Here is a 16,534-nt window from a genome sequence, read left to right on the forward strand (position 1 = left end):
CGGAGAATCTCGTTTTGTGGACGCGATGATTCATTCAATTAGCTTGCCAGACTATCGAGGCGACTCTCAGATTCGGCGTCGCCGTTTGCACCAGTATTCGATTCACCACCGAAACGGCCCGCCGTTTCGGTGCGATCAAATTCGTTTACTCGACCTGATTTTCTCGCAGCGTGAGGGGGTTTTCCGTTCAACAACCAGCCTATCGGCGTGTGACGAACCAACAACTGGTAGCTCAAAAGTAGAACGCCGCTCGTGACTACGCAAACCAGCGGGAACTTGATGAAAGGAGAGACGTTCCAGTCACGCACCCAGGCCTGAACGAGGATCACCAAAGGTAAGTGGACGAGGTACAGCCAATACGACGCATCCGACAAGTAACGCATTGCCTTACTAGGCTTTGAAAGAAAGCGACGAAACACTCCCATCAATGCAAACGAAAGCATCCAAACGTACGATGCCTGAACAAACACGGAAACGAATCGCCCCAGACCATTGGTTTCTTGGCTCGACATCAGTCCGACTGGAAAAAGCACGAACAGACACAGCGGAATCGTCCAAGCCCACCGTCGCCCCATCACCCCCTCATCATCACGTGCGTCAAAGTACATCGCACCAAATCCAAAGAAGATTGCGTAGTACGCTAGCACGGACGGCATCGGCAACAATCCAATCGATGTATCGGGACCAAAATTCAACTCGCCTCGGCCCATGAACGCTTGCGGAATCATCGTGATCGGAATCAACCAGAGATAGCTTCCAGTAGAAACCGACATCCAACGGGGCGGTGGAGGCACACCAAGACTTCGTCCCGCACTCAACAGAATGGCGAACCCTATGACCAACCAACACAGAAACCACAAGAACCAGAGGTGCCCGAACAGCGGAATGTTAGTCAGCGCCGCAATCACACCAGCACCGCTGGCTGGTCGCTGTGGCGTCGAGGTCTTAGTGGCCAATCCGTCATCATTAACTTCGGGTAAGAGTTCCGCAATTTCACGTCGGCCAGTCGCCACAGACTTCTGATCAACATCGATTCCGATCAGTCCGCCGACCCACTTCGTCACACCGTCGGGTGCGGCCAACATATCGCGAACCGATTCGCCGCGATGGTTCCTTGCCAGAACATCCGCACCGTTTTCGATCAGTAACTCGGCCGCCTCGGCCTCGCCAAAGAGTGCAGCCAACATTAACGGAGTCACTCCGTCTTTGTCGGGAAACTCGACATCTACATCTTCGCCAAGCAAGGTTTTCATGCGATCGATATCACCATGCGCCGCCGACATGCGCAGATCCGCAGTCGTCGAATCCGCGGCCGCAACCGCGGTTGATTCGTTGTTGCCGCTGACCATGCTTGAAACGATCCAGGTAGCCGGAATGATCGTGAACATGCCAATCAACATCGGAACGAAGATGCGTTTAAAGCGATGCGCAAGCAGCGACTGCATCCCCCGCTTGCGAAACAGCATCATCGTGAAGAAGCCGCTAATCAAAAAGAACAACGGCATACGAAACCCGTGAATCGACGCCATCAAAATGGCGAACACGTCGCTCGACTGAGTGTCCTTGACTGCCCAAAAACCGGGCCCCGGAATAAACGAGATCGATGCATGCAAAGCAATCCCTAACAGCATGGCGACCGCACGCAGAGCGTCAAAATCGTGGCGTCGAGAGTCGTTCGCGAGCGTGTTGTTTGACATACCGGATCAGATTCCAATTTCTTTCAATCTCTCTCGAACAGGGCCGAGTTCAATTTATGACTAACAGCAACGAATCCGTCGCTAGCGAGCCGAATTCGGTTTGGCTTCTTGTCATTCTTTCATTTTTTCGAGGAACCGACAGAGCGGGCTGGCGACTGACCCGCGGTGGTTGGTTCGTCCTGGGTGAGACAGTAGATTTTCGTCAACGTGCGGATCAATAGCTTGCCATCAACGACACTCGGCGTTGCGATACAAAGCTCGTCGAGTGGGTTCGTGTTTAGGATTTCAAATTCCGGCCCCGCCTTGATCACATAAGTTAGTCCGTCCTCACTTAAACAAAACACTTTACCGCCATAGGCCCAAGGCGAAGCGGTAAAGGATCCTTTCGGTGAAAAACGTTGCTTGCCGTATATCTCTTTTCCAGTAAGCGCACTGTGACAAGTCATAAAGCCTTGATCGTAGACCGTGTACAAGTAATCGCCGTAGACAATTTGCGTCGTGTTGTACGCTGATGCTTGCGGTTGATACCACTGGATGAATTCACTGTTCTTAAAATTACCTTCGAGAGCAATTTTTCCGCTCGCCCCTGGACGAATTGCAAACGTGGGACGGTGAGCGTCACCAACATAGCCAGATGATAGGTAACACAATCCGTGGGCTGCGAACGGCGATGGGATGACCAGGATCGACATGTCGCCGTCGAAACTCCACAATTCTTCGCCATCGAGTGAATAGCTTCGATTGACACGTTGCCCCGGGACAACGAGCTCTGTTCGAACGTTGTTTTGCCAGACGAACGGTGTGGCCCAAGACATCGTTTCCGCACGTGCGGTTCGCCAACGCTCATTGCCCGTTTTTGAGTCAAAGGAAGCGACCCACGATTCCTCTTTGTTGTCGTAAACGACGATCACTTGGCCATCGTGAACCACAGGCGACGAGGCCGCACCATAGTCCATGTTTGTTTTCTTTGGTTCGATCGGCTTGGACCAAACCAGCTTGCCATCAAGGCTATAGCAATAAAGACCAAGATCACCAAACAAGACAAACAACCGCTCGCCGTCTGTCGCCGGAGTCTCGGCTGCGTAAGAACTTTTCGGATGCCGAGGCACAACAGGACGTCCTGTGTGTGCCTCGTGCTGCCAAAGCTTGGCCCCGCTATTCAGATCAAAGCAATAAACCATCCAGTGGTGAATGCCCTGGGCTGGATCACGCACGCCCTCGCCAAGATACAGCCCGCTCTGTGGCTTGATGCCCTGCTCGTCGGCTACCACCGACGAAACAAAGACGCGGTGCCCCACCACTATCGGGCTGCCCCAACCTTGACCCGGCACATCAGAAATCCACGCGACGTTTTTGCTGTCATTCCATCGTGCGGGTAGGCTCGGATGGTCTGCTGCGACTCCTGTCGCGTCAGCACCGCGAAATCGCGTGAAGTCGTCGGCGATTAAGCCCGCGAACGGGCACAGCGATGCAAACACAAAGATTTGCAATCCAAGCTTCACCATAAAAAAGATTCCTTTATTCGGCCTGAGTAACGCGTAAGTCGATCGAAGCGCACCCTGCGACCTGAACCAACTGTTCCCTATCATCACACGAATGGGCGAACACGAAACAGTACCTTTTTGTATCGCATTGTTTCGATCGAGTAGACGTCGTAGGACTTGGGCCACGCGAGCGCGTCGACACGGGGGGCCCCATCTTACCCGGAATATCAAAATGGCTCGTATTCCGATGGATCAGATCACCATGTGCATTGCTGATGCTTGGGAGTCCTGTGTAATATCTGTTTGGTCACGTCAAGACTGACCAATTGGAAGTACGGATGCATTTGGCAGGAGGCCAAAATTGAAGACTTGGACGCAATCGAAGTGGTTTTTCGCAACGCTATTGGCTTTCGCGTGTGCAGTTGCTAGCGGTAAAAGTCTGGCTGACGGTCCAGTTGAGCCTCCCACCAGTTCGCCCCAGCCCCCCCAGTCGACCGGCGTGATCACGGTAGAGCAGATCGAGCGGGCGATGGCTGAACTAGAACAGAGTTCCGACGTCGCCGCCGACGTGAAGGTGCAATCGCTCGAAAACTATCGTGCCACGCTGAGTAACCTGCATTCGGCTGCCGACAGCGACACTCGCTTGAAAGCTCTGGTCGCCGAAGCGGAATCCGTATCGACGCGATCCGAACAGTTGAAAAACCAACGGACTGATTTAAAGAACAAGAAACCTGACCTCAGCGAATCGCTGGCGTTGATGGAACTTGAGCAGTTGTTGCCAACCGCGGAATTGCAACTCTCTGGATTCAGAAAAGCAAAACAGGACGCGGAGGCCGAACTGCAATCTCGCGCCGCCCGCCGCAAGGAAATCCGGGCTCGCATGGCGATCATTCAAGACAAGATCGCGGTCGCATCGTCGCAACTTAAGGCTTTGCAGGTCGCCGAACCTTCGCCACAAAGTCAAGCGTTGGCAGCGAGATTGTTGACGCGACGGATGACGCTTGAGAAAGAGACGCCCGCCTTAGAAGGCGAGCTCGCCAAATACGATGCCGAGGAAGCTGCAGATCTTGTCCGTTTGCAAATCGAAGTTGCGAACCTGAGCGCGACGCACACGGAAAAAACGATTGCCCTGTTGCAACAACGAATCAATGCGGCACGTGAAGCTGCAGCGGCTGAATCTGTTCGGATGGCGCGACGTGAAGCGATCTCTGCCGACCCGGCATTAAAAATCTATGCAGCGGAGAACCAAGCTCTCGCGGAAACAGCAAAGAACGTTGCCGAGGAACTAGCTCAGACCGACAAATTGCTGTCCGCCGCTACGGATGTCTATGGTGGGTTGGTTCGACAGTTTTCCAACACTCGCAAGAAGGTCGACTCCGTTGGTTTGACCAGTTCTGTGGGCGCGTTACTGAGAAAGGAAATGACGACACTGCCGGACGTCGGTGAGCGACGTGCCGCAGTTGCCGATCGCCAAAAACGGATCAACGACACTCAGTTCGCGATGTTCGAATACGAAGAGGCTCAAGAAGAGCTTTCCAAAATGGACGAAACCATCGGAAAGATTCTTTACGAAGCCAAAAAGGACTCGTCTAAAAACGTAGTGTTGCTTGAATCAGCCGCTCGCGATTTGATGATGCGCAAACGCGAATATCTAGTCGACTTGGTCCGAAGCACGGGCCAGTACTTTGACAAGTTGATTGAACTGGACACCGTCGACCAGCAAATTATCAAATTAGAATCCGAATACGAAAAGTACATCGACCAACGAGTGCTATGGATCCGAAGTGGGCAACCATTGACCGCGGGAGTTCAGATCGAAGACTCGGCCAAATGGTTGCTTTCGACTGGTAAGTGGAAAGAAGCCGGGACATTACTACTCGCCGACGCTCGTCGCTATGTGGTATTGTACGTGTTGAGTTTTTCGCTGATCGGACTGCTGTTGGTTCGCGGAAAGTCTACTCGACGAACCATTCGGCAGATCGGGGAAATGGCTGAAAAGGTCAATTGCCGTTCAATCGCACCGACACTTCGAGGCCTGTGGCTGACCGGGATCGTGTCGTTGATTTGGCCGCTGACCTGCTACTTTATCGGGTGGCGTCTGAGCCAGCACTTGGGCGAATCAGACTTTACGTCCGCCATTGGGCAAGGTCTAAAAGCAACCGCGATCATCTGGGCATCGATCGAACTGATTCGGCAAATCACACGTCCTAAAGGCGTCGGCGAATCTCATTTTCGCTGGCCAGTGAAGGTAACCAATGCATTGCGGCACGAGGTCAAGATGTGCAGTGTCGTTGTCTTGCCCACCGTCTTTATCACGGCAACGCTGGTTTCTGGTGAAGGCGTTCACGAGCGTGGCGACGTACAACGTTTAGCCTTCATGTTCGGAATGGCGGTGATTGCGTTTGGTGTCTTTCGTCTGCTGCGGCCAGTCGGCGTTCTGCGTGAACACTTTGCGGTGAACCCAAACGGCATCGCCGCAAAGATCAAATACCTGTTTCCTCTCGCAGGAATCTCGTTGCCGGTATCGCTCGCTCTGTTAGCCGCAGCAGGATATTTCTATACCGCCCAGACACTGTTTTGGCGTTTGCTTGCCACCTGCTTGTTTGTGGCCACGTTGGTGGTGATGCGAGCGGTGCTGTACCGGATGCTGTTGCTTCGACGGCGCCACCTCAGCATGGAACAGTCTCGCGAACGCGCCGCCAATGCCAAGGCAATGGGCGAGGCAGGCGGTGATACTCAAACGGTCGCCGGCATCGTGACCGGAAACAAACAAGCCGACATCTCGGCTCACAGTCAGCAGTCGCGAAACCTCGTCAGCACCGCCATGACCGCAGCCTCGCTAGTCGGCATGTGGATGATTTGGATCGGAGTCCTGCCCGCACTCAGCATGATTGGAAACTACCCGCTGTGGGGAAAATCAAATGTCGTTGCAACTGCCGAAGTCACAACGACACCAATGTTGCCGATGACGGCAACTGCTGGAACAGGCACCGCCACAGCCGCACCGATCGTTCCCGACGAAGCGAGCAGCGGTTCGGTCACCCTGTCTGACCTGGCGCTGGCGATCCTAATCATCGTTGTCACCGTGATGATGTTTCGCAACGGCCCCGGCTTGTTAGAAATTTCTGTTTTACAGCAGTTACCCTTAGAGGCCTCGGTGAGATATGCGATCACAACGCTTGTCAGCTATGTCATCATCATGGTCGGAACGATCGCTGCGTGCTCGACCATTGGATTGCAATGGTCACAGATTCAGTGGTTGGCCACGGCATTGACGTTCGGGTTGGCATTTGGATTGCAGGAGATGTTTGCCAACTTCGTTGCCGGCCTAATCATCTTGCTGGAACGTCCCATCCGTGTCGGTGACGTTGTAACCGTTGATGACGTGAGCGGTGTGGTGTCACGGATCCGCATTCGCGCGACCTCGATTACGAACTGGGATCGTAAAGAGTACGTCGTCCCCAACAAAGAATTCATTACCGGTCGACTGCTCAACTGGACGTTGTCGGACAAAGTAAACCGAATCGTTGTCGAAGTCGGTCTGGCCTACGGTGCCGATACTGAACTTGCCCGCGAATTGCTTTTGAAAGCAGCCAATGACCACCCCTTGGTCTTGAAAGATCCTGCGTCCGTCGCTTCTTTCGAAGGCTTTGGTGACAACTCGCTAAACCTGTTGTTGCGAGCGTTCTTGCCATCGCTAGACAATCGGTTACAAGTCATCACCGAGCTTCATACGGCAATCAATCGCTCATTCCGCGAAGCCGGATTGGAAATCGCATTCCCTCAACGAGACCTGCATATCCGAACCGTGACGAACGAGGCAAAGCTCATTCTCGATGCCGGAACACGCGACAACACGATTGAGATTAGCGAAGCCGCATAGAGTATCAATGTCGCCAACCACCAACCTAGTCCGACGACACGTCGGGTTCGGATTCGTCGGGTTCAGTGACTTGAACGTTGGTAGCCAAGTGCTCTAACGCCGTTCGCTGGATGTCATCGTTGGCAACGTTTTCGTCGTGGCGCTGCGCCGACTTGGGATTCGCCAGTCGGCCAATGTAAACGACCGGTTCGCCTGGCTGGACGGCCGGCAATGTGGTCATCCCAAGTACGATTCCCGAGAACGGACTTTCAAGACGGTTCTGGTCCTCGGTCAACAGATTGCTGTTTGAAGCAATCGCTTGCCCTTTGACCACGCTATCGCCCGCCGCCACATGCATCGACATGAAACCGCCGCGCTCGGCACGGATCCATTTTGTTTCGCGAATGACGGCTTGCCGATTTGGGATGTCAGGTTCGCCATCCATCATCTTCAACATTTTCAAGACATTGAAAACGCCTCTCAGCATGCATTCAGCCACTGCTGACTCGACCTTCCAAACCTCGCCACCTTCGACCACGATCGTCGGGCATCCGGCGTCCGTTGCTGATCGACGAAACGATCCCTTCGGGCCTTTGCCGTGCAGAATAATTCCTGACCCGAACGTTTCAGCAAGATTGCGGCAAGCGTCGTTGTCCAAATCAGCGCGAGCATTCGGGAAGTTGGTACGACGGACTGCAGCGGTGTGTAGATCAATTCCGAAGTCGCATCGCGGCACGATCGAATCAAAAATAACCTTCGCAAGGCGCGATGCCATGCTGCCCGTCGAGTTACCAGGAAAGCATCGATTTAAATCTCGACGGTCTGGCAAATATCGCGAGTGACGTTCAAAGCCGAGCACGTTCAAGACTGGAACCATCAACAGCGTGCCCGACCGCAACTCCCACGAGTCATCGGAAAGCATACTGCGAATCGCGCCAGTGCCATTTAGTTCATCACCATGCAACGCGGCAGTTACGAAAACCGTCGGCCCGGATTCCAATCCGCGACGAACCCGGATGGGAATTGCAACATCACGACTACTATAGCTCTCAGAAATCACCAGTTCGGTACTGACGGCCTCGCCAGCTTTCACTTCACAACCGAACCAGCTTTCCACTTTTGAACTCATGAGTACACCGGATTCGCAGTTGCGTGCGCGACCATTTCTGGGTCAAGCTCTTTCACTTCGGGTTCTCGCTGCGCGCGAGTGTTCTTTGGCACCATCGCTTTCATTGCGAGTTGTTTGCCAAAGCAAAGCAACCGATCGCCTGCTTCTAATACACGTGACACTTTCGGGTTTGGAATCACGGTCTTACCACGGTAAAGTGTCAGGACGTTGATGTCTTGTTCTGCGAACGCCGCTTCGGTGATGGTCATGCCGACAAAGTGAGAGCCTTCGGGAATGACCAGCTCCGAAACCGTGTATCCTCGGCTTACCGTGAGCTTTTGGCGAACGTCCATTTCAGGAAAGTCGGTGTGAGCCGCACAGTAATCAATGATTGCCCCGGCGATGTCACTCTGCGTTGCCGCTTCGATGCCTTCGAGTCCAGGGGAACTGTTCACTTCCATCACCTGTGGCCCGTTCTTGCCCTCAAGCATGTCGACACCGGCGATACGCAGCCCCATGATCTGAGCGGCACGGATCGCAGTTTCGCGATACTCATCATCCAGTTCCATGTGCTCGACTTTGCCGCCGCGGTGAACGTTGCTGCGAAACTCGTCACCTTGCGCAACTCGTCGCATCGCACCGATGACTTGGTCACCGATCACAAAAGCGCGAACGTCGCGTCCTTTGCTTTCCGAAACGAATCCTTGGACCAAAACGTTTTGTTTGGCGGTTTGCAATGTTTCAATGATCGCTTCAGCAATCTTGATGCTGTCGGCAAGGATCACGCCCACACCCTGGGTTCCTTCGAGAAGCTTGATGATGACGGGGGCTCCGCCAATTCGCTCGATCGCAGGGATCACGTCTGCACGATCGCGAACGAAGGTAGTTCGGGGCATGCCGATGTGGTGCCGACTTAGGATCTGCATGCTGCGCAGCTTGTCGCGGCTGTTGGAAATACCACCAGAGGTGTTCGCGACGAAGACATTCATTTGTTCAAGTTGACGAACCACCGCCGTACCGAAATACGTAATGCTGGCTCCGATTCGAGGGATCACGGCGTCAAAATCCGCCAGCGGTTTACCTTTGTAGTACAGGTCTGGTTTGCCCGATTGCAGATCGATCGAACATTTCAGCGTGTTGATCACCGTCGGTTTATGGCCGCGCGACTTCGCAGCATCCACCATTCGTCGAGTGCTGTAACAACGGGGAGCAGTGGAGAGAATGCCGAGTTTCATTTTTTTTACTTAAAGCGAGAGTTCAGAACGGCCCGAGATGAGAACACGATTTCACAAAGAATTGTACGCAAATGCCAGGCCGAAACTAATTGCGTGTGCTCTAAACACGGTCCAGAGCGCCGAAAACGTCGATTGATCAGTAAATACGGACTGAGTTGATCGATCGAAAAAGATGCACGCATTCCCAATGGAAAGAATCTTTCCAGCGGCTCGTTGTCGGTAACTTGCGGCTTGCCGGTGACGACGCATCAAGTCGCCGAGCGACGTGACGCTTTCGACCATTCCCAACGTTTCACACCAACCGACTCAACCAAATCGTTGCCAGGCCCAGTACCAGGAAAAAACCGCACATATCAGTCACTGTGGTAAGCAGCGGTCCGGCTGCGACCGCAGGGTCAAATCCGAAACGCTTCAGAGCCAGTGGCACCACACCGCCGATCGAAACTGCAATTACCGTGTTGGCAAACAGCGCTAGCCCAACAACCAACCCCAAGTAAATATTTCCATCAAAGATCACGGCTACCAGAGCAACCAGGAATCCCAGCACGGCGCCGTTGATCAAACCAACCGAAACCTCTTTCCACCAAACGCGAAAAAGCTCATTGGGACGCACTAGACCCAGCGAAAGCTCTCGCATACTGACCGCCACCGCCTGATTGCCGCTGCAACCGCTCATGTCACTGATGATCGGCAAAAACACAGCCAACGCGATCACTGCTTGCAATGTGTCCTGAAAGTAAGCGATCACGGCGGCGGCACCAATGTTCAGCACGATGTTGATGCTTAACCAACTGAGCCGACGTCTTGCCCGCAACCACAACGGCATCGTCCGCAATTCTTCACCACCAACGATTCCCTGGCTCTTTAGATAGTCGCTTTCGGCGGCTCGCGTTTCCTCGTAACTAACTGCTTCGCGGTGAACAACACCTTTCAGCCGCCCCAAGTCATCAACCACGGGAACGCCGACAAACTGGTGGTCGTCAAAAAACTCAATCAAATCGTCCAAACTGGTGTCGACACGAACCGACAACGGATTGGAAATCATCAAGTCCGTCAGCCGAGCTGATCGTTTGACGAACAGCAAATTTTGCATCGGAAGGACCCCCAGCAGGGTTCCCGACTCGTCACAGACATAGGCATACCGGACATCAAAATCGCTATACGTCTCAGAGTTCCGGTTCAGCTCCTCAATCACATCAGCGACCGTCATGTCGCCGGTGAAACGAAGCATTTCTAAAACCATCATGCCACCGGCGACGTCATCGTCGTAAGCGGATAGCGCTCGAGCCGACTCGGCCTCGTCGTCCGGCATTGCATCTAGAATCGCCGCGGCATGATGATCGCTAAGGTCACCCAGCACATCGGCCTGTTCGTCACTTGGCAGTTCGTGAACAATCGCGGCCGCGCTGTCCGGATTCAACAGCTCAATCACGCGTGCCGCTTGCGCCTCGGACAAGTCTCCGATCAAATCTGCGGCATCTTCCGGCGCAAGCCCTTCCAAGACCTGAATCCGGTGCGCTTCATCAAGCCGGCTTAACGCAAGCGCACGATCCGTTGTCGATAGTGTCTCGACATATTCCAATAACAGGTCAGCGCTGCCGACTTCGGCCAGTCGAGCAAGCTGAATCCAGGGGCGTTCGGCTTCGTCGACGCTATTGAGAATTTGTTCGGCAGTGTCGGACATGAGCAGAGTTTCTTGCGGTGGTTCGTGCGTCGATCGCGGTAACGGTTGGCCGCTAATACGATCGACAAACTGAGTTCTTGACTGGCCGGAATTCTTGGCGAATACCGTTAGAACGAGTAACGTGATGGCACGGTTCGCTACTCTTCGTGATGGATCCTAAAGCGGACCTTCGTGGCGCTGCCGTGCTTGACGTCAAGGATTTCGGCAGTCGCACCAGCGAGTTCAATTCTGTCGCCTTGCGACAAAATGTTTTGATTGCAATCGGTTAGCAGACCACTGATCGTATCGGCAGCATCGGATTCTAACAGGGGAATGGACATCCGCACCCGAGCTTCGTCAAGCGGAGTCGTGCCGCTGACGATGAAATCGCCTTCGGTTTCCGGAACGATGTTGGGATCCGATACGTCAAACTCGTCATCGACTTCGCCAACAATTTTTTCAAGTACATTTTCTAACGTGACCATGCCTGTGATAGTACCGTACTCGTCAATCACAAACGCCATCAGCTGGTGCGTCGCTTGAAAGTGCCGCAGCACGCGACTGATTGGCATCGTTTCCGGCACCTTCCGAGGCGGGCGCATGATTGACCGAACGTCAAAGTTAGCGTTCGAATCCGGTACCGCCAACAGATCTTTTATATGGACGACCCCCAACACTTTGTCGAGTGACCGGTCGCAGACGGGATAACGCGTGTGCTTGGTCGTTCGCACCAATTCTCGAAGAGCCAACACCGGATCGTTGATGTCAAAGAAATCAACGTCACCGCGGGGAAGCATGACCCGTCGGACGACAAGGTCATCGAACTCGAACACGTTATTGATCAGCGAGTGCTCGTTGCGGGAAAGGTTTCCGTGAATATGCGCTTCTTGCAAGAGAGCGCGTATTTCCTCTTCCGTATTCACCGTTTCATGGTCCGAAGCACCACTGATGCCGACCAGACGCAATAGAAACGCAGTCACAACGTTCAAAACGGTCAAGAAGGGAAACAGAATGACATAAAAGAACTTCAGAGGCGCCGCACACCAAAGCAACATCTGCTCGGGTCGTCGAATCGCAAAGATCTTTGGAAACTGTTCGCCCACAACCAGGTGAAGTCCCGTGATTGACGTGAACGCAAGTGCAAAGCCAAGAATGTGAATGATCCGCGGGTCTGTAATGCCCATCCAACCGAGCATGGGTTCGACCAAAGCGGCAAACGCAGGTTCACCAACCCAACCGAGTGCCAACGACGCCATCGTGATACCTAGCTGGCAGGCCGATAGCGATTCGTCCAAGCGACTCGCTAACCAGCGAGCGGTCGTCGCAAACGCTTTGCCGTCGGTACGTAATTGCTCGATCCTCGAAATGCGAACTTTGACCAGCGCAAATTCGGCGGCAACGAAAAATCCGTTAAGTAAAATCAGCCCGATGGCAATCGAAAGATAGAGAAGCGTCTGTGACAGGTCGTGCATTGAATGCTTGCGTAGAGGGTAGGTAAGAATGATCAATAATGTGAGACAACTGCTAACTCAGCCAACCGCGACGGTACAGAAAAAAGGCAAGGGCACCGCCCGTCATGGCCATTAGCGACAAAGCAAACGGATATCCAAATCCCCAATGAAGTTCTGGCATGTTCATTGAGGAAGCTTGGCTATCAAAATTCATTCCGTAGACTCCGGAAATGAAGCTCATCGGTATGAAAATCGTCGCGATCAGCGTCAGCACTTTGGAAATGTCGTTGCTCTTTTGGCCCAGCATCGCGAAATGCAGTTCGCGAAGTTCGCCACAATACTCTCGCCCTAAATCCGACGCTTCGATCAACTGGCTAATGTGGTCTTGGCAGTCACGGATAAAGTACATGGTGTCGGCGTCAAGGATCTCGCTTCCATCGATTGCGAGTCGTTTGAACGCCTCGCGATATTGCGACGTAATTTTTCGCACTTGCAATAGATCATCACGAATGTGGTGCAGTTTGAGCGGCAGGTCATGCTGAGACGTGGTTTCGATATTCGATGAGAACTGTCCAAGAATTTCGTCATAGTGTTCCATCGTGACAAAGAACTCGTCAACGATTCGGTCCAAGATGGCATAGAACAAATAGTCTGCACCGCGCTGACGGACGCGGCCAGTCGACATCGCAATCCGCTCGCGCACTGTATCCAGACAGTCGCCGGAATGTTCCTGGAATGTGATCACCACGCCTTTCAACAGGAAGACGCTGACCTGCTCGGAATCGAAAGGACGAGTCCTTTGAGGCATGCGAGCGACGAAAAACATCGCGTCGTCGTACTTTTCACACTTGACCCGTTGATGGACATTGTTGACGTCTTCGAGCGCAAGCGGGTGCAGACCGAAGACGTCACCGATGATCTTCAACGTCGACGTGTTTTGCGCCGCATCAACGTTGATCCAGGTGACTCCTTCGAAGTGCTTACTCGACTCGTCGGTGGATTCACTGGTGATACGTGAAAGCAGCCTCGCAAGATCGTCCGACGTTACCAGCGTGTCGTCTCCGTGATGGTTCGCGTCGTAACGGATCACTCGAATAGAAACGGCTTTGTCGCCCATCGCCTCAGGCAAAACGCCGGGTGCGCTGACGATTTTAGCAGTCCTCTTGAATAGCCGACGCTTAGGAGGTTGTCCGGCCGCTTTCTCTGTTCGCATCACAGTACCTTTATCATGAAAATCGAAGCAACATCGCCGCGAACCCCGTTGATGACATTCACGACGCAGGACGTCACTCGGAACAGAATCAAAGCCATCAGCTTGTCGTCCAGCGTCTGCGATTTAGCGGTGAGCCTGACCTCGCGACGAACTTCAATCGATGCCAGCGTAACATCCGATGCGGTGATCGGTGCATACCCGCGTCGGTCGAGTGAATTCCAAACTGGTTGGGCGAGCTCAGCTGAGGCAGTTTATGGTTCATGATGGCCATTTCCGTGCTCGCAGATTGCTTTGGTCGAAGTTGTCCGTCGTAACACCCTAGGATCCGATTAGCTTTCAAGTGTCATACCGCCAGCGCTATTGACCAGGATGATTCGAGGCAAATCACCTGCGAGCAATTCCAACGACTCATACATCGCAACCTCGTGCCCTTCCTCTGGCGTTTGAAATCCCATCAAGACAAGCGAGGCTTCTCGCGAGGTTGATTGAATGACTTGTGCGACGGGATGATCGGATACGACCACTTCGGGTTCAAAGTGAATCCGCGACGAGGCCGCTAGTTCCTTCATGTGATTGACGATTTCATCCTTTGCCTGTTCGTTCTGAACCACTCTCAGCACGCGCACGTGGTTCTCCCGCCACTCGGGGTTGCGGTGCAACAAGTGAGCGAGCAGCAACATCAGTTCACCGTTTTCCATTCCACGCCACCAAACGTCAATCGTTCCGCTGGGCACAGTCCAGTGGTCGGCAATATCGGTCGCAGTCGCTTTGTCGGTTTCGTCGTCCTCGTCGCGATGCGCAAGAAATCTTGCCGCCAGAATGCTGCGTTTGGTTCGGGCAATCAATCGAACGGTGGCACCGAACGAATCTGCTCGCGAGTGATCTCGCGGCCAGCCTAGCAGCACCGTATTGGGACGCAGTCCGCCCAAGCCATGACACTGAATCAATGATTCGATACCGTCCGAGACGTATTGAGCACACGCGACCGCAGGAAACGCATCCAGTTCCTCGCGTTTGATGAAACCTCGCAGTTGTTTCTCGTATCGGTCCCGTCGCTCGGAAAGCTCCTCCAAGTCTCCAGTCACAACATGAGCCAGCGACAAAATTCCGTGACCCGACGTCAGCCAATGGCCGTAGATCGGGATGTGGGGACGCGTCCAACCGCTGCCACTAAGCGCCATCACGATCGGTCGCCAGTTCTTGGGGTGGTAAACTTCGTCCTCGAGCTTCAACAGTGCTTTGCGTGCCCGTTCAAAGATCACGCCGCTCTGCAAGTCACCCCAGCGAGCCTCGACCTCCTTGGACCGAATGAACCAATAAATCGCTCCGATGAACAACAATGACATGGTGGCCCATAATCCGTTGATCAAAAACATCACTCCGAAACACCCAATCATCCCCAACAACGACGTGATCCAGTGTGAATACTTGAACGTTGGTCGATAGCTAGGATTCTTTGTTACCGCTTCGTAGAATGTTGCCAGGTTCAAAAGGCCATACGTAATCATGAAGAACATCGTGATGATCGGAGCGATCGCGTTCAGATCGCCAAATACGATACAAACTTGAGCGATCACAAATGTCAGTACCGTGGCCCGGCGTGGTTCGTTGCTAAGACCGCTGCCCGAACCGAAAAACTTTAGCGACGTAAAAATCTCATCGCGTGCGAATGCTTGCAGAATCCGCGGAGCTCCCATCATGCTGCCCAGTGCCGATGACAACGTCGCGGCGAATACACCCGCGGTAATCAATATTGGCCAAACCGCGATGTCGCGGATCACCATATTGTTGCCGATCAATTCGGCCGCAGGCCGGGCACAACCAAGCAGCAGTGCTTGAGATACATAAATCAAACCAGTGATCAACACCGCCGCTAGCGTTCCGGTTGGGATCGACTTCGATGGGTTTGCTAAGTCACCGGACATATTCGCACCGGCCATGATGCCCGTCACTGCGGGAAAGAACAATGCAAACATCGTGAAGGTGCTCTCGCCTTCCAAAAACGAAGGCCGCATGTTGGCTTGCAAGTACTCAGGATTAAAGTCCGCTATGGCACCGGCATAAAATGAGCCAAGCGCAGCCGCTAGAATCGCAAGAATGAAGTATTGGACTTTGATCGTCCAACCGGCGCCAATGTAAACGCAGACGAACGTGATCAAATTCACGAGCGTTGAAATGCCCATCGCGTTGTCAGCCAGCGATGGGAAAGTGGCGGCGAGCGCTTCGGTGAAACCAATGATGTACATCGCCACCGAAATTGCTTGAGCAGCGAAAAACAAAACTCCAATCGCGCCGCCAAACTCAACTCCGAGCGAACGAGAAATCAAATAGTATGCACCACCGCCTTTGACTCGCGTGTTGCTAGCGATTGCGGACAGCGAAAGCGTCGTTAGCGTCGTAATGACCTTGGCCGCCAACACGATCATGATGGCCGTGAAGATACCTGACTGTCCAACCACTTGGCCGAACCGCAGAAACATGATGACGCCGAGGATCGTCAGCGTGCAGGGTGTGAACACACCCCCGAAGGTTCCAAATTTTGTGGAGGTGATTGGCTCGTGCTTAGAACCGCTGGACATGAAATGCATCCGTGCTGGATAGGTCCGATCGCGGACTGGGATCAAAAAAGAGATATCGGATGTCGCCGAGACGTTCGGCAATTCATCGGAGCTGACTGAAACGGTTCGCGAATGCTACGAAGACTTTGTGTCGTCCTATTACGGCAACACCAAGACGGGAATGTCTGACAATTTCGCCGCGACGTCGATGATCGTATCAAAACATCAACAGCGACCGCCTATGACGATACCGATACGCCAAG

Annotated in this window: 9 protein-coding genes; 1 reads left to right on the forward strand and 8 read right to left on the reverse strand. The window is 53.4% G+C overall.

The features are described 5' to 3' along the window. Positions 1-38 precede the first annotated feature (38 nt). Together Poly59_RS28160 and Poly59_RS28165 are read right to left on the reverse strand one after the other, a co-directional pair. Positions 39-1,697: an acyltransferase family protein gene (locus Poly59_RS28160; RefSeq protein ID WP_146537393.1), complete on the reverse strand. Its 1,659-nt coding sequence runs from the start codon at positions 1,695-1,697 to the stop codon at positions 39-41. 119 nt (positions 1,698-1,816) lie between these two features. Beyond that, positions 1,817-3,202: an outer membrane protein assembly factor BamB family protein gene (locus tag Poly59_RS28165; protein WP_146537394.1), complete on the reverse strand. Its 1,386-nt coding sequence runs from the start codon at positions 3,200-3,202 to the stop codon at positions 1,817-1,819. 340 nt (positions 3,203-3,542) lie between these two features. Between Poly59_RS28165 and Poly59_RS28170 the strand changes: the two genes are divergently transcribed. Then, complete coding sequence (locus tag Poly59_RS28170) at positions 3,543-7,064, forward strand: mechanosensitive ion channel domain-containing protein (protein WP_146537395.1); 3,522 nt, start codon at positions 3,543-3,545, stop codon at positions 7,062-7,064. A gap of 25 nt (positions 7,065-7,089) precedes the next feature. Here Poly59_RS28170 and Poly59_RS28175 read toward each other — a convergent pair whose 3' ends face one another. The 6 genes from Poly59_RS28175 to Poly59_RS28200 all read right to left on the reverse strand — a co-directional run bounded on the left by Poly59_RS28175 (position 7,090) and on the right by Poly59_RS28200 (position 16,292). Next, positions 7,090-8,172 (reverse strand): succinylglutamate desuccinylase/aspartoacylase family protein, encoded by a 1,083-nt coding sequence (locus tag Poly59_RS28175; RefSeq protein ID WP_146537396.1) that lies wholly within the window; start codon positions 8,170-8,172, stop codon positions 7,090-7,092. After that, positions 8,169-9,386, reverse strand: a complete 1,218-nt coding sequence (locus tag Poly59_RS28180) for a RimK family alpha-L-glutamate ligase (protein WP_146537397.1) — start codon at positions 9,384-9,386, stop codon at positions 8,169-8,171. The genes Poly59_RS28175 and Poly59_RS28180 overlap by 4 nt, the downstream gene beginning before the upstream one ends. Before the next feature lie 292 nt (positions 9,387-9,678). Then, a complete protein-coding gene (gene mgtE / locus Poly59_RS28185; protein ID WP_146537398.1) occupies positions 9,679-11,070 on the reverse strand; it encodes a magnesium transporter in 1,392 nt (463 codons plus the stop codon). Between the two features lie 137 nt (positions 11,071-11,207). Beyond that, positions 11,208-12,521, reverse strand: coding sequence for a hemolysin family protein (locus Poly59_RS28190; protein WP_146537399.1), 1,314 nt, complete (start codon positions 12,519-12,521; stop codon positions 11,208-11,210). A gap of 52 nt (positions 12,522-12,573) precedes the next feature. Continuing rightward, on the reverse strand, positions 12,574-13,713 hold the full coding sequence (corA, locus tag Poly59_RS28195; RefSeq protein WP_146537400.1) for a magnesium/cobalt transporter CorA: 1,140 nt from the start codon (positions 13,711-13,713) through the stop codon (positions 12,574-12,576). Between the two features lie 329 nt (positions 13,714-14,042). Beyond that, positions 14,043-16,292 (reverse strand): APC family permease, encoded by a 2,250-nt coding sequence (locus tag Poly59_RS28200; protein ID WP_146537401.1) that lies wholly within the window; start codon positions 16,290-16,292, stop codon positions 14,043-14,045. Positions 16,293-16,534 lie beyond the last annotated feature (242 nt).

Source organism: Rubripirellula reticaptiva (assembly GCF_007860175.1).
Taxonomy (GTDB): domain Bacteria; phylum Planctomycetota; class Planctomycetia; order Pirellulales; family Pirellulaceae; genus Rubripirellula; species Rubripirellula reticaptiva.

Coding starts and splice junctions, on each gene's coding strand:
- Poly59_RS28160 (WP_146537393.1), bottom strand. CDS start 1,697: ATGTCAAACAACACGCTCGCGAACGACTCTCGACGCCACGATTTTGAC.
- Poly59_RS28165 (WP_146537394.1), bottom strand. CDS start 3,202: ATGGTGAAGCTTGGATTGCAAATCTTTGTGTTTGCATCGCTGTGCCCG.
- Poly59_RS28175 (WP_146537396.1), bottom strand. CDS start 8,172: ATGAGTTCAAAAGTGGAAAGCTGGTTCGGTTGTGAAGTGAAAGCTGGC.
- Poly59_RS28180 (WP_146537397.1), bottom strand. CDS start 9,386: ATGAAACTCGGCATTCTCTCCACTGCTCCCCGTTGTTACAGCACTCGA.
- mgtE (WP_146537398.1), bottom strand. CDS start 11,070: ATGTCCGACACTGCCGAACAAATTCTCAATAGCGTCGACGAAGCCGAA.
- Poly59_RS28190 (WP_146537399.1), bottom strand. CDS start 12,521: ATGCACGACCTGTCACAGACGCTTCTCTATCTTTCGATTGCCATCGGG.
- corA (WP_146537400.1), bottom strand. CDS start 13,713: ATGCGAACAGAGAAAGCGGCCGGACAACCTCCTAAGCGTCGGCTATTC.
- Poly59_RS28200 (WP_146537401.1), bottom strand. CDS start 16,292: ATGTCCAGCGGTTCTAAGCACGAGCCAATCACCTCCACAAAATTTGGA.